This window comes from Isoptericola sp. NPDC060185 (assembly GCF_042728595.1).
Classification (GTDB): Bacteria; Actinomycetota; Actinomycetes; order Actinomycetales; family Cellulomonadaceae; genus Isoptericola.
The window spans coordinates 120299-141260 of the sequence record NZ_JBHWYY010000004.1 but is presented as its reverse complement, the minus strand read 5'-3'; the positions used below and the strand labels follow the sequence as shown (position 1 = coordinate 141260).

At 73.2% G+C, this 20962-nt stretch carries 20 protein-coding genes and 1 pseudogene; 15 read left to right on the top strand and 6 right to left on the bottom strand.

Annotated features, from left to right (window positions below; translation table 11 throughout):
* Positions 1-86 precede the first annotated feature (86 nt).
* The 3 genes from ACFWDO_RS03065 (at position 87) to ACFWDO_RS03055 (ending at position 2138) form a co-directional block, all read left to right on the top strand.
* Positions 87-887, top strand: coding sequence for a copper homeostasis protein CutC (locus ACFWDO_RS03065; protein WP_380322981.1), 801 nt, complete (start codon positions 87-89; stop codon positions 885-887).
* Positions 888-973: 86 nt separating this feature from the next.
* Positions 974-1597: a DedA family protein gene (locus tag ACFWDO_RS03060; protein WP_380323023.1), complete on the top strand. Its 624-nt coding sequence runs from the start codon at positions 974-976 to the stop codon at positions 1595-1597.
* A gap of 22 nt (positions 1598-1619) precedes the next feature.
* Positions 1620-2138: a hypothetical protein gene (locus ACFWDO_RS03055; RefSeq protein WP_380322978.1), complete on the top strand. Its 519-nt coding sequence runs from the start codon at positions 1620-1622 to the stop codon at positions 2136-2138.
* Positions 2139-2150: 12 nt separating this feature from the next.
* Here ACFWDO_RS03055 and ACFWDO_RS03050 read toward each other — a convergent pair whose 3' ends face one another.
* A complete protein-coding gene (locus ACFWDO_RS03050) occupies positions 2151-3200 on the bottom strand; it encodes a LacI family DNA-binding transcriptional regulator (RefSeq protein WP_380322975.1) in 1050 nt (349 codons plus the stop codon).
* 197 nt (positions 3201-3397) lie between these two features.
* On the opposite strand from ACFWDO_RS03050, the gene ACFWDO_RS03045 reads away from it, so the two are divergent.
* From ACFWDO_RS03045 to ACFWDO_RS03030, 4 genes are read left to right on the top strand one after another with little or no spacing between them, the layout of a single operon-like run.
* Positions 3398-4717: an ABC transporter substrate-binding protein gene (locus tag ACFWDO_RS03045; RefSeq protein WP_380322971.1), complete on the top strand. Its 1320-nt coding sequence runs from the start codon at positions 3398-3400 to the stop codon at positions 4715-4717.
* A 5-nt stretch (positions 4718-4722) separates the two neighbouring features.
* Positions 4723-5736, top strand: a complete 1014-nt coding sequence (locus ACFWDO_RS03040) for a carbohydrate ABC transporter permease (protein ID WP_380346784.1) — start codon at positions 4723-4725, stop codon at positions 5734-5736.
* Between the two features lie 5 nt (positions 5737-5741).
* Positions 5742-6650: a carbohydrate ABC transporter permease gene (locus ACFWDO_RS03035; protein ID WP_380318661.1), complete on the top strand. Its 909-nt coding sequence runs from the start codon at positions 5742-5744 to the stop codon at positions 6648-6650.
* Positions 6647-9142 carry a beta-glucosidase gene (locus tag ACFWDO_RS03030; protein ID WP_380318652.1) on the top strand — a complete coding sequence of 832 codons (2496 nt, stop codon included), beginning with the start codon at positions 6647-6649 and terminating at the stop codon, positions 9140-9142. Before ACFWDO_RS03035 ends, ACFWDO_RS03030 begins: the two co-directional genes overlap by 4 nt.
* Positions 9143-9163: 21 nt before the next feature.
* Here ACFWDO_RS03030 and ACFWDO_RS03025 read toward each other — a convergent pair whose 3' ends face one another.
* Both ACFWDO_RS03025 and ACFWDO_RS03020 read right to left on the bottom strand, forming a co-directional pair.
* Positions 9164-10255 carry a LuxR C-terminal-related transcriptional regulator gene (locus ACFWDO_RS03025; RefSeq protein WP_380318649.1) on the bottom strand — a complete coding sequence of 364 codons (1092 nt, stop codon included), beginning with the start codon at positions 10253-10255 and terminating at the stop codon, positions 9164-9166.
* 123 nt (positions 10256-10378) lie between these two features.
* The gene (locus tag ACFWDO_RS03020) at positions 10379-13192 is read right to left on the bottom strand and encodes a M4 family metallopeptidase (RefSeq protein ID WP_380318646.1); all 2814 of its coding nucleotides are present in this window, start codon (positions 13190-13192) and stop codon (positions 10379-10381) included.
* A gap of 240 nt (positions 13193-13432) precedes the next feature.
* Between ACFWDO_RS03020 and ACFWDO_RS03015 the strand changes: the two genes are divergently transcribed.
* The 6 genes and pseudogenes from ACFWDO_RS03015 (at position 13433) to ACFWDO_RS02990 (ending at position 16448) form a co-directional block, all read left to right on the top strand.
* The gene (locus tag ACFWDO_RS03015; RefSeq protein ID WP_380318643.1) at positions 13433-13924 is read left to right on the top strand and encodes a nitroreductase family deazaflavin-dependent oxidoreductase; all 492 of its coding nucleotides are present in this window, start codon (positions 13433-13435) and stop codon (positions 13922-13924) included.
* Between the two features lie 42 nt (positions 13925-13966).
* Positions 13967-14335, top strand: a pseudogene (locus ACFWDO_RS03010) (MFS transporter); the annotation flags it as partial.
* Entirely contained in the window at positions 14321-15184 is an 864-nt protein-coding gene (locus ACFWDO_RS03005) for an MFS transporter (protein ID WP_380318658.1), read from the top strand. The pseudogene ACFWDO_RS03010 and the gene ACFWDO_RS03005, both read left to right, overlap by 15 nt.
* A 46-nt stretch (positions 15185-15230) precedes the next feature.
* Positions 15231-15659, top strand: coding sequence for a GNAT family N-acetyltransferase (locus ACFWDO_RS03000; protein ID WP_380318640.1), 429 nt, complete (start codon positions 15231-15233; stop codon positions 15657-15659).
* Between the two features lie 58 nt (positions 15660-15717).
* The gene (locus tag ACFWDO_RS02995) at positions 15718-15966 is read left to right on the top strand and encodes a DUF2630 family protein (RefSeq protein ID WP_380318637.1); all 249 of its coding nucleotides are present in this window, start codon (positions 15718-15720) and stop codon (positions 15964-15966) included.
* A 65-nt stretch (positions 15967-16031) separates the two neighbouring features.
* Positions 16032-16448: a cupin domain-containing protein gene (locus ACFWDO_RS02990; RefSeq protein WP_380318634.1), complete on the top strand. Its 417-nt coding sequence runs from the start codon at positions 16032-16034 to the stop codon at positions 16446-16448.
* A gap of 21 nt (positions 16449-16469) precedes the next feature.
* Here the strand turns inward: ACFWDO_RS02990 and ACFWDO_RS02985 are convergent, their stop codons facing one another.
* Positions 16470-17777: an anaerobic C4-dicarboxylate transporter gene (locus tag ACFWDO_RS02985; protein WP_380318631.1), complete on the bottom strand. Its 1308-nt coding sequence runs from the start codon at positions 17775-17777 to the stop codon at positions 16470-16472.
* Complete coding sequence (gene aspA / locus ACFWDO_RS02980; protein ID WP_380318628.1) at positions 17774-19348, bottom strand: aspartate ammonia-lyase; 1575 nt, start codon at positions 19346-19348, stop codon at positions 17774-17776. Before aspA ends, ACFWDO_RS02985 begins: the two co-directional genes overlap by 4 nt.
* Before the next feature lie 106 nt (positions 19349-19454).
* Between aspA and ACFWDO_RS02975 the strand changes: the two genes are divergently transcribed.
* Positions 19455-20054: an NADPH-dependent FMN reductase gene (locus ACFWDO_RS02975; RefSeq protein ID WP_380318624.1), complete on the top strand. Its 600-nt coding sequence runs from the start codon at positions 19455-19457 to the stop codon at positions 20052-20054.
* 30 nt (positions 20055-20084) lie between these two features.
* The gene (locus ACFWDO_RS02970; protein ID WP_380318621.1) at positions 20085-20444 is read left to right on the top strand and encodes an RNA-binding S4 domain-containing protein; all 360 of its coding nucleotides are present in this window, start codon (positions 20085-20087) and stop codon (positions 20442-20444) included.
* An 18-nt stretch (positions 20445-20462) separates the two neighbouring features.
* Here the strand turns inward: ACFWDO_RS02970 and ACFWDO_RS02965 are convergent, their stop codons facing one another.
* On the bottom strand, positions 20463-20927 hold the full coding sequence (locus tag ACFWDO_RS02965) for a hypothetical protein (protein WP_380318618.1): 465 nt from the start codon (positions 20925-20927) through the stop codon (positions 20463-20465).
* Positions 20928-20962 lie beyond the last annotated feature (35 nt).

Below are 20962 nucleotides of genomic sequence, written 5' to 3'. Positions count from 1 at the left end.
CACCGGGTCCCGTCCTCGGCGACGCGCACCGTCCCGTCACAGGTCACCCCGGCCGCCGCCACGCGGGCCCCCGTAGACTCGCCGCCGTGACTGCCGCCTCGTCGACCGCACCCACCCCCGGCCCCGGGCCCGTCGCCCTCGAGATCGCCGTGCAGGACGTCGCCGGAGCGCGCGTCGCCGCCGCGGGCGGGGCCGACCGGCTCGAGCTGTGCGCCGCGCTCGCGGGCACCGGCGGGCTCACCCCGTCCGCGGGCATGGTCGCCGCCGTCGCCGACGCGCTGCGCGGCAGCGGCGTGGGCGTGCACGTCCTCGTGCGGCCCCGCCCCGGCGGGTTCGTCTTCTCCGCCGAGGAGACCGACGTCCAGGTGCGCGACGTCCGCTCCGTGCTCGACGCCGGCGCCGACGGCGTCGTCGTGGGCGCGATGACCCCGGACGGCGAGGTCGACGCCGCAGCCCTCGCGGCCTTCGTCGCCGCGGCCGGCGACTCCGAGGTGACCTTCCACCGCGCGATCGACCAGGTCGCGCGGCCCCTCGACGTGCTCGAGGCGCTCGCGGCCGCCGGCGTGCGGCGCGTGCTGACCTCGGGCGGCGCGGCGCGGGCGGGCGAGGGCCTCGACGTCCTCGCCGCGCTGGCCGGCCGCGGCCGCGAGCTCGGCGTCGAGGTCATGGCCGGCGGCGGCGTCCGCGTCGAGGACGTGCCCGCCCTCGTCGCGGCCGGCGTGCACGCCGTGCACCTCTCCGCCAAGCGCACCGTGGTCGCCGACGGCGGCCCCGGCGGAGGAGGCACCAGCGGCTACGACGTCACCGACCCCGACGTGGTCGCCGCGACCCGCGCCGCGCTCGACCGTGCGACCCTCGACCGCGCCGGCGCCGGGACCGCCCCGTGAGCGGCGCCGCCCACGCCTTGGCCGTCGCGGCCACCACCGACCCCGCCCAGGGGTACGACGGCTTCATCGGCTGGGTGCTCGGCCTGATGACCACGCTCGGCGAGGTCGGCGTCGGCGCCGCCGTCCTGCTCGAGACGTTCATCCCGCCCATCCCGTCCGAGGCCGTGCTGCCCGCCGCCGGCTTCCTCGCCTACGACGGGCAGATGAACGCGTGGCTCGCGATCCTCGCCGCGACGGCGGGCGCCGTCATCGGCGCCTGGGTGTGGTGGGGCCTGGGGCTGGCGCTCGGCCGGCGCCGCACGCGCGCCATCGTCGACGCCATCCCCCTCATGGACGGCACGGACTTCGACAAGGCCGAGGCGTTCTTCGCGAGATGGGGGCGCGTAGCGGTGCTGGTGGGGCGCTGCGTCCCGCTGGTGCGCAGCTTCATCTCCATCCCCGCCGGCATCGAGCGCATGCCGTTCTGGTCCTTCACCCTCTACACCGCCATCGGCTCCGGGGTGTGGAACAGCATCTGGGTCGGCCTGGGCTACGCCTTCGGCCCCGCCATCGAGCCCGTGCTCGAGCAGTGGAGCGGCATCATCTCCGACGCCGTGCTGGTGATCATCGCCCTGCTCGTGCTGTGGTTCGTCGTGGTGCGGCTGCGGCAGCGCTACGTCGCCCGCCGCGGACCGCGCGAGCCCGAGCGCCGGCACGGTCGCGCGCGCTGACGCGCCGTCCTACGCTCCGGGCATGCGGAGCACCGGTGCGCGCGCGGCGGGCGGTGTCCTCGCCCTGACGGCCCTGCTCGCGGGCTGCGAGCTGCTCGACGACGACGCCCTGGACGACGAGGCGGTCGGCTTCGGCACGCCGCAGGTCGAGTACCTCGACGAGCCGGAGCTGCACCAGTACTTCCGGGCCGATCCCGCCCCGCTCGACGGCGAGCTGCGCGCGCCGGAGAACGGGTGCCTGGTGGCCGTGATCGACGGTACGGAGCACGTGGTCTTCTGGCCCGACGGGACGAGGGCGGTCGACAGCGGCGAACCCGTCGGCCGCTACGTCGTGACCCTGCCGGGCGGGACGGTGCTCGAGGCCGACGCGAGCGGCGGCGACGCGTTCACCGCCACGGGCGTGGTGGCCGACGCCGGCGGCGTGATCGCCGCCGACCCCGAGCATCCGGACGGCGACTACGTGGGCAGCTACCTGTCGTTCTGCGGCGTGGACGCGCCGCCGGTGAAGTTCCCGGACGCCGCGACGTTCGTCGTGCGCTGACCGGGCGGCCGACTACCGCGGCGGGGGCGCCGTCGACGCGCGGACGACCAGCGACGTGGGCAGGCGCAGGTGGCGCTCGCGGGCCGTGCCGCCGAGCAGGTCGAGGACGAGGCGCAGGGCCTCGGCGCCCATGCGGTGCATGGGCTGGGCGACCGTGGTGAGCGGGGGAGCGCTGCCCCAGGACTCGGGGACGTTGTCGAAGCCGACGACGGAGAGGTCGTCGGGGACGCGCAGCCCCAGCTCGTGGGCGACCTCGAGGACGCGGATGGCGGACAGGTCGTTGGCGGCGAACACGGCGGTGGGCCGGTCGGGGCGGTCGAGCAGGGCGCGGACGGGGGCGTCGGCGAGGTCGGGGCGGTAACCGCCGACCTTGACGAGCAGCGGGTCGACGGCGATGCCGGCGGCCTCGAGCGCCTGCCGGTACCCGAGCTCGCGCAGCCGGGCGGACTCGAGGTCCGGGCGCCCGCCCAGGTGGGCGATGCGCCGGTGGCCGAGCGCGATGAGGTGCTCGACGGCCTCGCGGGCGCCGGTGGTGTTGTCGGAGTCGACGGTGGGGGTTCCCTCCGGCCCGGTGTGCGGGTCGACGGCGACGACGGGCACGGGGGAGTCCGGGGACAGCACCATCGTGGGCGTCACGACGATGGCCGCATCCACGAGCGTCCCGGCGAGACGCGAGAGCGACCGTCGCTCCCAGCCCGCCTGGGCGCCGCCGTCGGTGCGGCCGGCGTAGGCGAGGAGCTCGTACCCGGTGCCGTCGACGGCGGCGGAGATGCCCTTGAGCAGCTCGGTGGAGTACGGCTCGAACTCGGCCACGAGGACGCCGATGACGTTGGTGCTGGTGCGGCGCAGGCTGCGCGCCACCAGGGAGGACTCGTAGCCGAGGTCCTCGACGACGGCCAGCACCCGCTCGGACGTGGCCGCCGCGACGCCGTACCGGTTGTTGACGACCTTCGACACGGTGGCCACCGAGACGCCGGCGACACGCGCCACGTCGGAGATGGTGACGCGGCCCGGGGCGGGGGCAGGGATGCCCGCGGCGGGCGGGTCGGCGGGGGTGCTCACGAGTCGACAGTATGCGCCACGACCGCGCCCGTCACACGGCTCGCCCGCCGTCGGACGTCGGCGAGGGTGAGGTTGTCGAAATCGTTATCGACAACGATTGACGAAACGGTCGGGCGCCTGCCACTCTCGTGTTCAGGCACTCACCACCTCGCGGCAGCGTCGCTGCCGCGCCCGTCGACGAAGACAAGGGATCGATGATGACCAGGACGAGGATCATGCGCGGCGCCACCGCGGTCGCGCTCGGGACCGCCGTGGCGCTCCTCGGCGCCGCCTGCGCGGGCCAGGGCACCGCCGACCAGGGCGACGGCGGCGGCAACGCCGACGGCAAGTCCATCACGTGGTGGCACAACTCCAACACCGGTGAGGGCAAGGAGTACTACGACAAGGTCGCGGCCGACTTCGAGGCGGCGCACGAGGGTGTGACCGTCAAGGTCGAGGCCATGCAGCACGAGGACATGGTCACCAAGCTGCAGGCCGCGATGCAGGCTGGGAGCGGCATCCCGGACGTGTTCATGAGCCGCGGCGGCGGCGAGCTGCAGAACGACATCGACGCCGGCCTGCTCCGCGACCTCACCGACGACGCGTCGGACACGATCGAGAAGATCTCCTCGTTCGCCGGCCAGTACACGGTCGACGACCACACGTACGCCCTGCCCTTCTCGATGGGCATCGTGGGCATCTGGTACAACAAGGACATCTTCGCCAAGGCCGGCATCGACGACGTGTCGCCGAACCCGACCATCGACGAGTTCTACGGCTACATCGACAAGCTCAAGGCTGCGGGCGTCGACCCGCTCTCCGTGGGCGCCGGCGACAAGTGGCCGGCCGCGCACTACTGGTACTACGGCGTGGTGCGGGAGTGCCCGTTCGACACCGTCGAGGCGGCGATCGACTCCGGCGACTACTCCGACCCGTGCTTCATCAAGGCCGGTGAGCACGTCCAGGACATCATCGCCAAGAAGCCCTTCAACAAGGGGTTCCTGGGCACCGGGGCCCAGGAGGGTCCGACGTCGGCCTCCGGTCTGCTCGCCTCGGAGAAGGTCGGCATGGAGCTCGCCGGTCACTGGGAGCCCGGCGTCGTGGGCGGTCTCCGCGAGGACCAGCAGGTTCCGGACTGGATGGGCTGGTTCGCCTTCCCGACGTTCGACGGCCAGGGCGGCGCCCCGGACGACCAGATGGGCGGCGGTGACGCGTGGGCCGTCTCCAAGGACGCCCCGGACGTCGCGGTCGACTTCGCCGAGTACCTGCTGAGCGACGAGGTGCAGCAGGGCTTCGCCGAGCTGGACATGGGGCTGCCCACCAACCCGGCGGCCACCGACTCCCTGTCCAACGAGACGCTCAAGCAGCTCATCCCGGTGCGGGACGGCGGCGGCCAGACCCAGCTCTACCTGGACACCCGCCTCGGCCAGTCGGTCGGTAACGCGATGAACGACGCGATCGCCCTCATGTTCGCCGGCGAGGCCGGCCCGCAGGACATCGTCGACGCGATCGAAGAAGCCGCGGCGAAGCAGGGATGATCGAGATGGCAGACGACGCCGCCGTGACCACGGCGCCCGCATCGCCTGCCACCTCCTCCGGTCCGGCTGCCGGTGCGACCCCTCCGGGTCGCTCGGCAGCCGGACGTTCGGCTGGGGGTCGGCGGTCGACGGACTCGACGCTCCGCAAGCGTCTGGAGATCACGTTCTTCGTGGCCCCGGCGCTCGCGATGATCCTGCTCTTCGTCGTCTGGCCGGTCATCACGGCCGTCCAGATGTCCGGCTACCGGTGGAACGGTCGCGGCCCGATGGTCGACTTCGTCGGCCTCGCGAACTACGTGTCGGTGCTGACCGACGACGTGTTCGTCGGCTCGCTGGTGAACAACCTCGTGATCGTGGTGGGCTCGATCCTGATCCAGCTCCCCCTGGGGCTGGCGATCGCCCTGCTCCTCAACCGCCGGATGTGGGGCCAGAGCGCACTGCGCACCATCATCTTCGTGCCGTACGTCCTCGCCGAGGTCGTGGCGGGCGTCATCTGGTTCCAGCTGCTGCAGCCCCAGTACGGCGTGCTCGACACCCTCCTGACGGCCGTCGGCCTCACGCCTCCCGAGCAGGGCTGGCTCGGCGACCCCGACCTCGCCCTGTGGACGGTCCTGGCCATCCTGACGTGGAAGTACCTCGGCCTGGCCGTCATCCTCTTCCTCGCGGGCCTGCAGGGCGTGCCCGACGAGCTCTACGAGGCGGCCCAGCTCGACGGCGCGTCCTGGTGGCAGGTGCAGCGCAAGATCACCATCCCGCTGCTCGGCCCCACCATCCGCACCTGGGGCTTCCTGTCCATGATCGGCTCGCTGCAGCTCTTCGACATGGTCTGGATCCTCACCAAGGGCGGGCCGGCCAACGCCACCAGCACCATGGCGATCTACCTGGTCAACGAGGGCACCCGCAGCGCCAACTTCGGGATCGCCGGCGCTGCGTCCGTGATCCTCTTCCTGATCGCCCTCGTCATGGCGGTCCTCTACCAGCGACTCATCCTGCGTCGCGACGCCCAGGGGGTGGCGTGATGACCATGTCGACCCAGACTCCGGCCACGAACGACCCGACCACGAACAGGCCGACCGCGACCCGGCCGGCCGTGCGCCGTCGGGGCAGCGCGGGCAGGTTCCAGGGCGGCAGCCCCGCCGTCTACGCCGTCGCGTTCGTGGTGGTCTGCGCGACGCTCGGCCCCGTCGTCTACGGCGTGCTGAGCGGCTTCCGCAGCAACGCGCAGCTCGCGAACGCACCGGCGTCGCTGCCCGACCCGTGGATCTTCACCAACTACACGGGGGTGCTCACCAACCCCTCGTTCTGGCAGTACACCGTCAACTCCGTGATCATCGCGGTCATCACCACCGCGATCGTCGTGGTCTTCGGCGTGATGGCCGCCTACCCGCTCGCCCGGTACGCGTTCAAGGGCCGCGAGGCGCTGTTCATGGTGTTCGTGGCGGGTCTGCTCTTCCCCGCCACCGTGGCCGTCGTCCCGTTGTTCATCCTCCTCACGCAGAACTTCGGGCTCGGCAACACGTGGTGGGGCGTGGCCCTGCCGCAGGCGGCGTTCGCGCTGCCGATGACGGTCGTGATCCTGCGCCCCTTCATCAAGGCGCTGCCCAAGGAGCTGGAGGAGGCGGCACAGCTCGACGGCACCAGCCGGGTCGGGTTCTTCTGGCGCATCCTGCTGCCCCTGTCCGGGCCCGGCATGGTGACCGTGGGGGTGCTGGCCTTCGTCGGCTCCTGGAACGCCTACCTCCTCCCGCTGCTGCTGCTGCAGGGCGACATGAAGACGCTGCCGCTGGGCGTCGCCGACTTCTCCTCGGAGCACTCGTCGGACACCGCGGGCGTCTTCGCGTTCACGACGCTGGCGATGATCCCTGCGCTGGTGTTCTTCCTCGCGATGCAGAAGCGCATCGTGAACGGCCTGCAGGGAGCCGTGAAGGGATGACCCAGACCAGTGGGACCAGCCAAGGAGAGCACGTGACCCACCCTGTACCCACGGTGCCGGCGCTGCCGGCGCTGACCGAGCTGCCCGCGGTGTCCGAGCGCGTCCGCGCGCTGCACGCCCGCATGACGCTCGAGGAGAAGCTCGCGCAGCTCGTCGGGTACTGGCTCGACCAGGGCGGCGAGGTGGTCGCCCCGATGCAGGGGGAGATGGCGGCCGGCGACGGCGGCCGGCTCGAGGAGATCACCCGGCACGGCATCGGCCACTACACCCGCGTGTACGGCACCCGGCCGGTGGACCCGGCCGAGCGGGCCGCCTGGCTGTGGGCGGAGCAGCAGCGCCTGCGCCGCGACACCCGGCTCGGCATCCCCGCCCTCGTGCACGAGGAGTGCCTCACCGGCCTCTCGGCGTGGAAGGCGGCGACGTTCCCGACGCCGCTGGCCTGGGGCGCGTCGTTCGACCCGGAGCTCGTGGCCGAGATGGGCCGCGTCATCGGGGACTCGATGCGCGAGCTGGGCATCCACCAGGGCCTCGCGCCCGTGCTCGACGTCGTCCGCGACCCCCGCTGGGGCCGCGTCGACGAGTGCATCGGCGAGGACCCGTACCTCGTCGGCACGGTCGGCACCGCCTACGTGCGCGGCCTGCAGGACGCCGGCGTGCACGCCACGCTCAAGCACTTCGTCGGGTACTCCGGCTCCCGCGCCGGGCGCAACCACGCGCCCGTCTCGGCCGGCCCCCGCGAGATGGCCGACGTGTACCTGCCGCCGTTCGAGATGGCGGTGCGCGACGGCGGCGTGCGGTCCGTCATGGCGTCGTACGTCGACGTCGACGGCGTGCCGATGCACGCGAGCGCCGAGCACCTCACCGGGACCCTGCGGGAGCGGTGGGGCTTCGACGGGACCGTCGTCGCCGACTACTTCGGCGTCGCGTTCCTCGAGGTGATGCACCGCGTGGCCGCCGACCGCGGGGAGGCCGCCGCCCAGGCGCTCGAGGCCGGCCTCGACATCGAGCTGCCGTCGGGCGACGCGTACCTCGAGCCCCTCGCGGAGCTCGTCCGCGCGGGCGGGCTCGACGAGCGTTACGTGGACCGCGCCGTGCTGCGTGCCCTCGCGCAGAAGGAGGAGCTCGGGCTGCTCGACGACGACGCGTTCGCGGGCGAGCCGCCCGCGGTGGTCGACCTGGACTCGCCCGCGCACCGCGACGTGGCCCGGCGCCTGGCCGAGGAGTCGCTCGTCCTGCTCACCAACGACGGCGTGCTCCCGCTCAAGGACTGGAGCGCCGCGCCCGGCCGCGTCGCCGTCGTCGGCCCCAACGCGCACCGCAGCGACGCCCTCATGGGCTGCTACTCGTTCGCCAACCACGTGCTGGCGCACCACCCCGAGGTGCCGAAGGGCTTCCACATCCCCACGGTCTTCGAGTCGATCGGGGGCGCGTTCCGCTCCGCGGGGCTGCCGCAGCCGGAGCTGGTGCACGCCGCCGGCTGCGACGTCGAGGGCGAGGACACGTCGGGCTTCGCGGAGGCCGTCGCGGCCGCCGCGTCCGCGGACGTGGCCGTCGTCGTGGTGGGCGACCACGCGGGCCTGTTCGGCCGCGGCACCGTGGGCGAGGGCAACGACGCCGAGTCGCTGGAGCTGCCCGGCGTGCAGCGCGGCCTCGTCGAGGCGGTGCTGGCCACCGGCACCCCCGTCGTCATGGTGGTGCTCAGCGGCCGCCCGTACGCGATCGACTGGGCGCTCGACGTCGCCGGGGACTCCGGCGACCGTCGCCCCGGCGCCGTGCTGCAGGCGTTCTTCCCCGGGGAGGAGGGCGGCACGGCCGTCGCCGCGGCGATCGCCGGCGCCGTCAACCCGTCGGGCCGCCTGCCCGTCTCGCTGCCGCGGTCGGCGGGGGCGCAGCCGTACTCCTACCTGCACCCCGTCCTCGGCGGGCCGTCCGACGTCACGTCCACCGACTCGACGCCGCTGCGGCCGTTCGGGTTCGGGCTGTCGTACACGTCGTTCGCGTACACCGACCTGGACGTGGACGCCGAGGTCGCCGCGGGCGGCGACTTCGCGGCCGCCGTGCGGGTCACCAACACGGGGACGGTCGCCGGGTCGGACGTCGTGCAGCTCTACGGGCGCGACGTCGTCGGGTCCGTCACCCGGCCGGTGGCGCAGCTCCTGGCCTACCGCCGGGTCGCTCTGGGGCCGGGGGAGTCGGTCGTCGTGCGGTTCGACGTCCCCACCACCCGGCTCGCGTTCGCCGACCGCCGCCTGGTGCGCGTCGTCGAGCCGGGCGACGTCGAGGTGTGGGTCGGGTCGCATGTGGCCGCCACCCCCGACGCCGACGCCGAGGACGTGCAGCACGCCACCGGCGGCGCCATCACCAGCGCCCGCCGCTCGGAGAAGCGGGAGCTGCCGGGCACCGCGACGCCCCACGCGGTGCTGCTCGTCACGGGCGACACCTACGAGGTGACCGTCGCCGACCGGCGGGTGGTGACGTCGGCCGTCGTGTGAGCCGCCGGCTCGGCGGGGGTGTCAGCCCTCGCCGAGCCAGCCGCGCCGCGCGGCCTGGACCCCCGCCTGGAAGCGGCTCGACACCCCGAGCCGGGTCAGCAATGCGGTGATGCGGCGTCGCGCCGTCGCGACGTGCACGTCGAGCTGCCGGGCGATCGACTCGTCCTTGAGGCCCGCGGCGAGCATGGTGAGGAGCTCGCGCTCCTCCGCCGTGGGCGAGCCCTCCGGGCCCGGCGCGCCGGGCGCGACGCCGTCGTCGCCGACCGCGATCGGGACCGAGTCCGCCCAGAGCATCTCGAAGAACGGCACGAGGACGTGCATGAGGATCCCGCCGCGCAGCACCAGCGCGGTGGCCCGCGCGTCCGCGGTCGAGGACGGCGGGAGCAGCGCGGTGGTGCCGTCGACGAGGATCAGCTTGGACGGCAGGGTGGCGCGCACCCGCACGGACATCCCCTTGCCGACGCGGTCGCGGATGCCCTCGGCCCGGCCGGGCAGGTCCAGGGCCTCCCGCGCGAGGATCCGGCGGAACGTGACGCCCCGGTCCAGAGCCTCCTCGTCGGCGTCGGCGCCGCGGTTGAAGTGCGCCGACGGCGCGACCGCCGCGTCGTCCTGGGCGTACGGCGGGGCGTCGAGGATCAGCACCTCGCGCTCGGCCGCCATGACGATGTGCGTGCTGAGCCGCGCGATCTCCGGCAGCCCGACGACGAGGCCCACATCGGCGACGGGCAGCCGCGCGTCCTGCGGCCACAGCGAGTCCGCGAGCCCGTCCACCATCGCGTCGACGGTGCGCAGCTCCGCCTCCCGTGCGGTCAGCTCCGCCAGCCGGCGCACGACGACGGTCCGCAGCGCCGCGCGCGGCGCGACCGCCCCGTAGGAGGTGAGGAAGCCGTCGGCCGAGAGTCGCTCCAGCGCCCGCTCCGTGCGGTCGGGATCGAGCCCCACCTGCGCGGCCAGCTCCGCGGAGGACGTGCCCCCGATGCGTAGTGCCGCCCGGTAGAGCCGCAGCATGTCGTCGTCCAGGCCGAGCCGGGACAGCTCGGAACGCTCGGCGACGGGGCCGGCGACGGCGGTCTCGTCGCCGGTCGGCGGGCGGTCGGGCACGGCGGGGGGCACGACCGGAGTGTGCGGTCTCCGGACACGAGAGACAAATCGCCACACCGTGCCGGACGGACCGCGGCCGGGCATCCCACGTGGGGCGCCCGGCCGCGGCCTGTCTGCAGGTGTCGGGAGGTCAGGTCAGCACTTGCCGACCGGGCGGTCCCGCTTTACCAGGTTGGTGTGACTGGTGGTGCCGTCGAACCACAGCACGCGGGAGCCCTCGTCGGCGGCGGCGAACATCTGCTCGCCACGGCCGCAGGACATCCGCTGCGCGCCCTTCGTGCCGTCGGCGGCCACCTGGTAGAGCTTCGGCAGCGTCGCGTTGGCCCACGTCGTCGCCGGCGGGATCGACGTGATCGTCACCGCGGTGCCCGACGCCGTCAGCGAGTAGGGGTAGAGCGTGCTGTCGGCCGACTCCGGGACCAGCGTCACCGGGTGGGTGCCGTCGAAGGACGCCTTGCGCACGGCGGCCTGGCCGCCGTCGGCGATGTCGGTGTCCTCGATCCAGACGACCCCGTCGTCGGTGAAGCCGGTCTGGCCGATGCCCATCACGGAGGCGTTGTCCATCGGCATGAGGGTCTTGGTCCCGGCGACGGTGTCGAAGACCTCGACGCCGAGCCGCGGGCCGTCCGCCGTGTACCAGAGCTTCGCGTAGGCGATCTTGCCGTCCTTGACCGACGGCAGGGCCGTGGACACCGCGGGGCTGCCGGGGTCGACCAGGCCGGACGCTCCGGTCTTCATGTTCACCCAGCCGACGTGCTGGGTCCCGGTGGTGTAGTCGGTCACCGTCCGGACGGCGAGGTCGCCGTCGACGGCCAGCGACCCGACGGGCCCGTTGTGGCTGAAGACGATCGGCTTCGTCACACCGCCGGACACGGCGCGCGACCACATGTTGATCGAGCTGCCGGTGTACTCGGCCCAGACGACGGACTTGCCGTCGGTGTCGGCGTACACGTTGAAGTTGCCGTTGTTGCCGCTCACGAGCTCCGGCTGGCCCTTGCCGTCCGTGCTGCCCAGCCACACCGAGTACGGCATCGAGCCGTCCTCGTTGCTCCGCGAGACGGCGTACTTGCCGCCGCCGGCGCCGACCCCGGTGTCGCCGACGTTGACGTCCGCCATCAGGAGGTCGCTGTCGACGCCGAGCTTGGTCTCCCAGCCGGCCACGATGCCGTGCGCGTCGAAGGCTGCGTTGACGACCTTCAGCTGGTCCTTCGTGGCGCCGAGCTCCTGGGCGGCGGCGACCACGGCGGTGCGGCCGGCGAGGAAGTCGTCCAGCGGGGTCATGTACCCCGACAGGGCGCGGTAGACGATCTGGTCGGCAAGCTCCGCGCCGAGCTGCTCCCGGATGTCCCACAGGGAGCCCGAGAAGATCGTGGAGTTGAGGTGGACGCCGCCGTTGTCGCTGCCGATGCCGGCACCGACGAAGTTGGCGAAGGTGGTGGCGCCGTCGTTCAGGTCGCGCAGCGCGCAGTCGCGGGGGGCGAGGGTCGTGCACAGGTCCTCGCCGAGGAGCGCGGCGTCCGGGTCGTCCATCGAGACGCCGTTGGCCTCGAGGTCGATCGCGTTGCCGAAGTAGTCGGCGACGGCCTCGTTCATGGCGCCGGACTGGCCGACGTAGACGAGGTTCGCGGTGTGCTCGACGACCCCGTGGGTCATCTCGTGGCCGACGACATCGGTGTCCGCGGAGAAGGTGCGGTAGTCGCCGCCGCCCTTGCCGTAGACCATCTTCTGGCCGTCCCAGAAGGCGTTGTTGTAGGGCCCGCCGTTCGCGGTGACGCCCACGATGGAGTTGATGAAGGCGTCGGTCCCGTCGAGACCCTTCCGGCCGAACGTGTCCTTGTAGTAGTCGTAGACCTGGCCCGCCGCCCAGTGCGCGTCGACCATGCCGGAGTCCGTGAACTCCGGGCCGAAGTCCGCGGTGGCGTTCTGGCCGATCGTCGCCTGGCTGGGCCAGACGCCGGAGGAGTAGGCGGCCTCCGCGCCGTTCGCGTCGTACGTCTTGATCAGCGGGCCCTGGAAGGGCGAGTCCTCCGCCCGGCGGGTGTAGTCGAGCATCTGGAACGGCTTGTCCGCGCTGGGCTGGTAGAGGCCGAGGTCGACCGTCTCGCCGTTGTAGCGGACCCCGGTGCCGACGACCGAGCCAGGGGTGGAGGTCACCGCCGCCTCCGGGGCGTCGGCGGTCGTGGCGGTCGCCGCCGCGGCGGCGGGGTCGCCGTCCGGCGCGCCGAAGGTCTTGATCGCGCTGTACTGCAGCACCGGGAAGCCGCCGGCGGCGTCGACGTACACCTCCTGCTTGACCGGCATCCCGTCGGCGTCCACGCCGGTCACGGTGATGTGGCGGGTCAGCACGCCGTCGCCCTGCGGGAGGATGGCCAGGCCCTGCGACTCGCCGCTGAACGCCTTGAGGGTCTCGGGCGTGTCCTTCCGGAGGAGCCCCCCGGGGACGCCGGCAACCGCGGCGACCGCGCGCTGGATCGCGACCTTCTCCGAGACGGCCGGGGTCACGGTGTCCAGGGCGAGGTCGGTGTAGTACTTGCCCGACGTGCCGGTGACGGTGCGCTCGTCGCCGGACTTCGTCATCCGCACGACGTACTCGCCGCCCAGGACGTCGACGCCCTGGTACTGCTGCTGCAGGCGGACGACCTCCTGGCCGTCGGCGCTCTCGGTGCCGGCCGACTTCAGGGTCCTGCCCGGGTCGGCGATGTGGAAGCGGCCCTTGCTGGCGCCGAGGAACCCCTTGGCGGCCGTGGCGGGCGCGACCGACGCGTCGGCCTTCGCGGCCAGCCCGGTCACCAGCGCGGGGGTGTCCGTCGTGGTCTCGCCGTCGGGGATCGCGGTGGCCGCCACCGGCGACTGCTGCGCCGCGCCGGACGTCTGCGCGGACGCGACGGACGGCATCCCCGTCATGACCAGACCGGCGACGACGAGGGCCGTGAGGCCGTAGCCCGACACCCGCCGGCATCGCTGCCCTGCCCCCGGTGCTGCCGTCCCTGCCCGTGTCGCGTGCTCGTGTGCTGAGGTCGCCATCCGCGTCTCCTTCGTCCCAGGGGTGAACCTGCTCGATGGGTCCAAGGGAACGGGCGGCGCGGTGCCGCGGTCAACGGCCTGCGGCGCCGACAAGTTGGCATGCGCAGATGTGCACGCAAGCCTGTCGGCCTACCGGTCGTGGCCGGGCACCCGCCAGGATGAGGCATGGCCACGCTGTTGCAGGGGATCCGGTCCGTCGTCGCGCCCGTGACGCGCACGCGTGCTTTCCGGGCGGCGGCGCCGCGGGCGATGCCGCCCGTCGAGCGGGCGCTGGCGTGGCTCACCCGCGGGCGGTTCCAGCTCAGCGCGGTGCTCGTGCCCTCGCTGGTGCTGCACACGACGGGGGCGCGGTCGGGGGAGCCGCGCGACACCTACCTCATGTACACGCCGCTCGGGGAGGGACGACTGGTCGTGGCGGGCACGTCGTTCGCGCGCGACCGGCACCCGGCCTGGACGTACAACCTGCTGGCCCACCCGGACGCGGCGGTGAGCATCCGCGGCCGGCGGTACCCGGTGCGGGCCACGCTCGTGGACGACGCTGCGGAGCGCGACGCCGCGTGGGCGCGCATCGAGGCGCAGTGGCCCGGCTACCGGGCCTACGAGCGGGAGTCGGGGCGGGTGGTGCGGCTGTTCCGCCTCGAGCGCGCGGGCGCCTGACGGGGCCGGACGCACCGTAGGCTCGGGCGGCACCCGTCGACCCGCCCCCGGAGCCACCCCCTCGTGACCGCCAGCCTGCGCGCGCGCCGCAACGCGCTGTTCGCGCTGTTCTTCCTCAACGGCATCGCCATCTCCTCGTGGGTCACCCGCACCCCCGACGTGCGCGACCTCGTCGGCGCCTCCACCGGGCAGATGGGGCTCATCCTGTTCGGCCTGTCCGTCGGGTCGATGGCCGGGATCCTGGCCTCCGGCCCGCTCGTGGCGCGGTGGGGCACCCGCCCCGTGACGGTCGTCGGCATCTCCGCGATGGCGGTGGGCGTGGCGGTCGTCGGCGGGGGAGCGGCGCTGGGGTCGGGCGGGGTGGTCGCCCTCGGTCTCGGGCTCGTCGGGTGCGGCATGGGCGGCGGGGAGATCGCGCTCAACGTCGAGGGGGCGGAGGTCGAGCGGCTCCTCGGCCGTTCGGCGCTGCCCGCCATGCACGGCTTCTTCAGCCTCGGCACCGTGGTGGGCGCGACCGTCGGGATGGTGCTCACGAGCGTCGCGTTCCCGGTCGTCGTGCACCTGCTGGCGGCGGCCGCGGTGATGCTCGCCGGGCTCGCGGTCGCGATCCGGCCGATCCCCGCGGGCGTCGGCCGCCGCGACCCCGCCGCGCGGCGCGCCGACGCGGCGGCCGGGCCGCCTGTCTGGAAGGACGCACGCCTGCTGCTCATCGGCGGCATCATCCTCGCGCTCGCGCTGGCCGAGGGCGCCGCCAACGACTGGCTGCCGCTCGTCATGGTCGACGGGCACGGCTTCGACGCCGCCCTCGGGTCCGCCGTGTACGCCGTGTTCGCCGCCGCCATGACGATCGGCCGGTTCGTGGGCGGGCGGTTCGTGGACCGGTTCGGCCGCGCGGCGGTGCTGTGCGCCAGCGCCGTCGTGGGCGCCGCCGGCCTCGCGCTCGTGATCTTCGCGGACCAGCAGTGGGTCGCGGCGGGCGCCGCCGTCCTGTGGGGGCTCGGCGCGTCGCTCGGCTTCCCCGTGGCGCTGTCGGCCGCGGGCGACTCCGGCCCGAACCCGGCCGCGCGGGTGTCCCTCGCCGCCACCCTCGGCTACGTCTCGTTCCTCGTGGGGCCGCCCGTGCTCGGCTTCCTCGGCGACCACTACGGCCTGCGCTCCGCGCTGATCGTCGTCCTCGTGCTGGTCGCCGCGGCCGCGTTCCTCGCGCCCGCGGCGCGGACGCCCGCCCGGGTGCCGGCCAAGGTCGCCGAGCCCGTCTGAGCCCACCGCCGGGCCCCCGTCGGCAGGCCCTCCTAGGGTGAGGCGCATGGCCGACGCGAACGACCCGTACGAGCTCGTCCCCACCCCGCCCGACGTCGACGCGTACCTGCGCCTGCGCCGCGACGCGGGCCTCAGCCCGAAGACGGCGGAGCAGGCGGGCCACGCCGTCGCGAACAGCTGGGCGTTCGCACACGTGCGGCACCGCGGGTCCGGCGAGGCGGTCGCGATGGGCCGCGTGCTCGGCGACGGCGGCTGGTACTTCGTCGTCGCCGACATCGCGACGCTCCCCGCGCACCAGCGGCAGGGCCTGGGGCGCCGCGTGCTGGAGTGGCTGCTCGCCCAGATCGACGAGCGGGCTCCCGCCGACCCGTACATCACGCTCATGGCCGACGCCCCGGGACGACCGCTGTACCGCAGCCTCGGCTTCGTCGAGTCCGCCCCGCAGAGCCTCGGGATGGTCTGGGCGGGCCGCTAGAGAGAGGATCGACGTCGGACCCGGGCGCCGCGCCCGGGGGAGCGGCAGGAGGGCCGGCATGACCACCGACGGCGACATCCAGCAGACCATCGGCGACCTCATCGCCCGCGAGCGCGAGCTGCGCGCGCGTCTGGGGAAGGGCGAGATCGACGCGAGCACCGAGCACGAGGAGCTCGCCGCCACCGAGACGCGCCTCGACCAGTGCTGGGACCTGCTGCGGCAGCGCCAGGCGGCGCGCGAGTTCGGCGGCGACCCGGCGCAGGCGAAGGTCCGCCCGGCCGACGTCGTCGAGCACTACCGGGGGTAGCCGGGCGGCGTCAGCGCCCGTCGCGCCCGTCGCGGGCGCCCCGACCACCGAAGGAGCCACGACCGATGAAGAAGATCCCCCGCCCGGCCACGACGAAGAACCCGCCCGAGCAGTTCCGGGGCGACGTGTGGCTCGACCCGATCGTGGTGCCGCAGGAGGCGGACCAGCGGATGGTGGTGGCGCTGGTGCGGTTCGCCCCGGCGGCGCGCACGGCCTGGCACTCGCACGCCCGCGGCCAGACGTTGCACATCGTCTCCGGCGTGGCGCTGGTCGGCACGCGCGACGGCGTCGTCGTGGAGGCCCGGCCGGGCGAGACGGTGTACTGCCCGCCGGGGGAGGAGCACTGGCACGGGGCGTCGCCGGACGACTTCATGGAGCACCTGGCGATGCTGGAGAACGCCGACGACCCGTCCGCCACGACCACCTGGCGGGAGCACGTCACGGACGAGGAGTACGCCCGCGCGCCGTGGCTCGACGTCTGAGACCGCCGTCGGCCCGCGCAGTCAGATCAGCAGCGGCGCGAGGCCGAAGCCGACGGCGACAGCGGTCCCGACGGCCACCAGCCCCGGCACCATGAACGAGTGGTTGAACAGGTACTTCCCGATGCGGGTGGTGCCGGTGTCGTCGAGCTCGATCGCCGCGACCACGGTGGTGTAGGTCGGCAGCAGGAACAGCCCGGTGACGGCGGGGAACGACGCCACCATCGTGGTGGCGGCCACGCCCATGCCGGCCGCGACGGGCATCAGCGCGATCGTCGTCGCGGCCTGCGAGTACAGCAGCGCGGAGGCCAGCAGCAGCACGACGGCCAGCATCCACGGGTACTGCCGGATGAGGTCGCCGCCCAGCTCCTCGATCTCGGCGGTGTGGCCCTGCACGAACGTGTTGCCCAGCCACGCGACGCCGATGATGCAGACGGCGGCGCTCATGCCCGAGCGGAACGTCTGCTGCGTGATGACGGTGCCCACGTCGATCTTGCAGAAGACGGCGATGAGCAGCCCCGCCAGCAGCATGAACGTCATGATGGCGCCGCTGCGGGTGATGGTCGGGTCCTCGATGAGGCCTACCGAGTCGGACACCGCGGTCGAGTACAGCACCACGACCAGCAGCGCGGCGGCGAAGATGATCAGCGACAGCAGCGCGCGCGGCTTCGCGACGAACTCGGTGCGCTCGCGCCGCTTCACCAGGCCCTTGGCGAGCCGCTCCTGGTACACCGGGTCGTCCTGCAGCTCCACGCCCTGCCGGGACGCGACGACGGCCCCGACCAGGCAGCCCACCAGCGTGGAGACGCCCGCCACGGTGAGGAGGGTGAGGTAGTCGACGCCCAGCGGCTCGACGACGGCGGCCATGGCCACCACCGCCGCGGAGATGGGGGACGCCGCGATCGCCATCTGCGACGCGACCACCGCGATCGACAGCGGCCGCGACGGCCGCACGTTGGACTCCTTCGCCACCTCCGCGATCACGGGCAGGGTGGAGAAGGCGACCTGGCCCGTGCCGGCGAACACGGTCATGAAGTAGGTGACGAGCGGCGCGAGGAAGGTGATGTTGCGCGGGCGGGCGCGCAGCAGCACCTCCGTCTTCGCCACCAGGTAGTCGAGCCCGCCGGCGGCCTGCATCGCGGCGATGGCCGCGATGACGCACATGATGATGCCCAGCACGTCCCAGGGGACGCCCGTCGCCGGGTCGACCTCGAGGCCCAGCAGCCCGAGGACGATGACGCCGGCGCCGCCCGCCAGCCCGATCCCGATCCCTCCGATGCGCGCACCGATGAAGACGAAGACCAGGACGACGACGAACTGGACGACGATCACCGCGCGGCCTCACCCTCCTCGCCGGCGGACGGTTCGGGGTGCTCGTGCTCGGGGTCCGACGGGGCGCCCGTGGCGTCGTCGGACTCGACGACGGTCGACGACCCGCCCTCCTCGCCAGCGTCCGGGATGCCGCGCTCGTCCGGCGCGTAGAACCGGCCGGAGTAGCGCGGGTGCAGGAAGTTCTCCGTGGTGAGGATCTTGTCGACCTCCTCGGCGGTGAGCAGGCCGCGCGCGATGACGACGTCCCGCACGGAGCTGCCGGTGCGGGCGGCCTCCTTGCCGACCAGGTCGCCGTTGTGGTGGCCGATCACCTCGTTGAGGTAGGTGACGATGCCGATGGAGCCGAGCACGTGCCGGCGCATGACCTCGGCATTGGCGGTGATCCCGACGACGCACTTGGTGCGCAGCGCGTCGCACGCGTTGGTCAGCAGGCGGATCGACTCGAACATCGACTCCGCGAGCACGGGCTCCATGACGTTGAGCTGCAGCTGCCCGGCCTCGGCGGCGTGCGTGATGGTGACGTCGTTGCCCATCACCTTGAAGCAGACCTGGTTGACCACCTCGGGGATCACCGGGTTCACCTTGGCGGGCATGATCGACGACCCGGCCTGCAGCTCGGGCAGGTTGATCTCGTTGAGCCCCGCGCGCGGCCCCGAGGACAGCAGGCGCAGGTCGTTGCAGATCTTGGACACCTTGGCCGCGAGCCGCTTCACCGCGGAGTGCACGGCCAGATAGGCGCCGTTGTCGTAGGTGGCCTCGACGAGGTTCTCCGCGGGGACCGTGCCGAGCCCGCTGACCTCCGCGAGCCGCCGCGCCGCGACCTTGGGGTAGCCGGGCGGCGTGTTGAGGCCCGTGCCGATCGCGGTGGCGCCCAGGTTGACCTCGAGCAGCAGGTCGGCCGCGTTGCGCAGGCGCTTGACCTCCTCGGCCACGTTCACCGAGAAGCCGGCGAACTCCTGGCCCAGGCTCATCGGCACCGCGTCCTGCAGCTGGGTGCGGCCCATCTTGGGCAGGTCCGCGAACTCGGACGCCTTCTCGTCGAACGCCCGCGACAGCCGCCGCACCGCCACGACGAGCGCCTCGGTCAGGGCGTGCACGGCCAGGCGGAAGCCGGTGGGGTAGGCGTCGTTGGTGGACTGCGACTTGTTGACGTGGTCGTTGGGGTTGATGACGTCGTAGCGGCCCTTGGGGAAGCCGGACAGCTCCAGCGCGAGGTTCGCGATCACCTCGTTGGTGTTCATGTTGACGCTGGTGCCGGCGCCGCCCTGGAACACGTCGACGGGGAACTGGTCCAGGCACCGCCCCTTGACGAGCACCTCGTCGCACGCGCCGATGATGGCGTCCGCGACGTCCCGCTGGATGGCGCGCAGCTCCCGGTTCGCGAGCGCCGCCGCCTTCTTCACCATCACCATGCCGCGGATCATCTCCGGCACGTCGTTGATGGTCGTCCCGGAGATGGGGAAGTTCTCGATCGCCCGGACGGTGTGGATCCCGTAGTACGCCTGCGCAGGGACCTCTTTCGATCCGAGCAGGTCTTCCTCGACGCGCACGTCAGCCGTGGGTTCAGCCATGGGCCTGACGCTAGCAACGCGGGCGCCCCGGCACCCGCGCAGAATGGAAGCCGGCCTGCCGACGTCCGCCGTCGGGCCTTCGGACATCGGAGGAGCAGGAGTCGTCATGACGCACCAGATCGGCTACATCGTCGGGAGCCTCGCGAAGGGATCCATCAACCGCACGCTGTCCCGGGCGCTCGTCCGCCTGGCGCCCGCGGACCTCGAGTTCACCGAGATCCCCATCGGGGACCTCCCGCTCTACAGCTGGGACTACGACGCCGACTACCCGCCCGAGGGCCTGGCGTTCAAGGCGGCGATCGCGGCGTCCGACGGGCTGCTGATCGTGTCGCCGGAGTACAACCGGTCGATCCCAGGCGCGCTGAAGAACGCCATCGACTGGGGCTCGCGGCCCTGGGGGCAGAACTCGTTCGCGCGCAAGCCCGTCGGCATCATCGGGGCGTCGCCGGGCGGCATCGGCACCGCGGTGATGCAGTCGTCGATGCGCGCCGTCCTCAGCTTCCTGGACGCGCCGCAGCTCAACGCCCCGGAGGCCTACATCACCTACGTCGCCGACGACTTCGGCCCCGACGGCGAGGTCACCAACGAGGCCACCGCCGGCTTCCTGCGGCACTACATGGACGAGTACTGCGCCTTCGTGCAGCGCGTGCTCGCCGTCACCGCGCCCGGGCACATCGGCGACAGCGACCCGGCGTCGGCCAAGTAGGCGCGGGTCGCGCCGTGAGAGGCTGACGCCGTGCGGGTGGACGTGTGGTTGTGGGCGGTGCGGCTCTTCAAGAGCCGGTCGTCGTCGGCCGCCCTGCTCCGGTCGGGGCGGGTGCGGGTGAACGGCACGGTGGCCAAGCCGTCGACGTCCGTCACCGTGGGCGACACGGTCACCTGGCGCGACCCGCTGCGCGACCGCAAGGTCGTGGTCGTCGAGCTGCTGCCCAAGCGCGTCGGTGCGCCGCTCGCCGTCAAGGCCTACCGCGACGAGAGCCCGCCGGTCCCCACGCGTCAGGAGCGGGAGGCCGTCGGCGTCCGCGACCGCGGCGCCGGCCGCCCCACCAAGCGCGAGCGCCGGGAGATCGACCGGCTGCGCGGCGGGCGACGCTGAGACCGACGGCGCGCGCCGTCAGGCGACGCTCCCTCCCGCGTTGCGGACCAGGCGCTGCAGCACCTTCACCGTGGTGACGTAGTCCGTGTCGTCGATGCCCTCGTGGAGGGCGTCGCGGATGGCGGGGGCGTTGCGCGCGAGGTCGACGCGGGCCTGCTCGCCCGCCTCGGTGAGCCACAGCCGGTGGTCGGCGTCCCGCGTCAGCCAGCCGCGCTCCACCAGCGCCTCGGACTCGGCGGCCAGGTCGTCCTCGGGCCGCAGGTAGGAGGCCATGGCACGACGCAGCTCGTCCAGGGTCATCCCCTCGCCGTCCGGTGAGATGTCGTGGACGGACAGGTTGCGCAGCAGCCAGAACTGCGGCTGGGTGTATCCCTTCTCGGCCTGTCGCGCCCGGGTGTACGCGATGAGCGCCTCGTAGGCGACTCCGGTCCAGTACGCGGCGGGCTGGGCGGCCAGCTGGGCGTCGGAGGTCTGGGTAGTCATGCGGCGACGGTAAGACCTCGATCAAGGTTGAGGTC

Excerpts from the sequence above, each read along its gene's own strand:
- ACFWDO_RS03060 (WP_380323023.1), top strand. The coding sequence starts at position 974 with ATGACCACGCTCGGCGAGGTCGGCGTCGGCGCCGCCGTCCTGCTCGAG.
- ACFWDO_RS03055 (WP_380322978.1), top strand. The coding sequence starts at position 1,620 with ATGCGGAGCACCGGTGCGCGCGCGGCGGGCGGTGTCCTCGCCCTGACG.
- ACFWDO_RS03045 (WP_380322971.1), top strand. The coding sequence starts at position 3,398 with ATGACCAGGACGAGGATCATGCGCGGCGCCACCGCGGTCGCGCTCGGG.
- ACFWDO_RS03040 (WP_380346784.1), top strand. The coding sequence starts at position 4,723 with ATGGCAGACGACGCCGCCGTGACCACGGCGCCCGCATCGCCTGCCACC.
- ACFWDO_RS03035 (WP_380318661.1), top strand. The coding sequence starts at position 5,742 with ATGTCGACCCAGACTCCGGCCACGAACGACCCGACCACGAACAGGCCG.
- ACFWDO_RS03030 (WP_380318652.1), top strand. The coding sequence starts at position 6,647 with ATGACCCAGACCAGTGGGACCAGCCAAGGAGAGCACGTGACCCACCCT.
- ACFWDO_RS03015 (WP_380318643.1), top strand. The coding sequence starts at position 13,433 with ATGGCCACGCTGTTGCAGGGGATCCGGTCCGTCGTCGCGCCCGTGACG.
- ACFWDO_RS03005 (WP_380318658.1), top strand. The coding sequence starts at position 14,321 with ATGGGCGGCGGGGAGATCGCGCTCAACGTCGAGGGGGCGGAGGTCGAG.
- ACFWDO_RS03000 (WP_380318640.1), top strand. The coding sequence starts at position 15,231 with ATGGCCGACGCGAACGACCCGTACGAGCTCGTCCCCACCCCGCCCGAC.
- ACFWDO_RS02995 (WP_380318637.1), top strand. The coding sequence starts at position 15,718 with ATGACCACCGACGGCGACATCCAGCAGACCATCGGCGACCTCATCGCC.
- ACFWDO_RS02990 (WP_380318634.1), top strand. The coding sequence starts at position 16,032 with ATGAAGAAGATCCCCCGCCCGGCCACGACGAAGAACCCGCCCGAGCAG.
- aspA (WP_380318628.1), bottom strand. The coding sequence starts at position 19,348 with ATGGCTGAACCCACGGCTGACGTGCGCGTCGAGGAAGACCTGCTCGGA.
- ACFWDO_RS02975 (WP_380318624.1), top strand. The coding sequence starts at position 19,455 with ATGACGCACCAGATCGGCTACATCGTCGGGAGCCTCGCGAAGGGATCC.
- ACFWDO_RS02965 (WP_380318618.1), bottom strand. The coding sequence starts at position 20,927 with ATGACTACCCAGACCTCCGACGCCCAGCTGGCCGCCCAGCCCGCCGCG.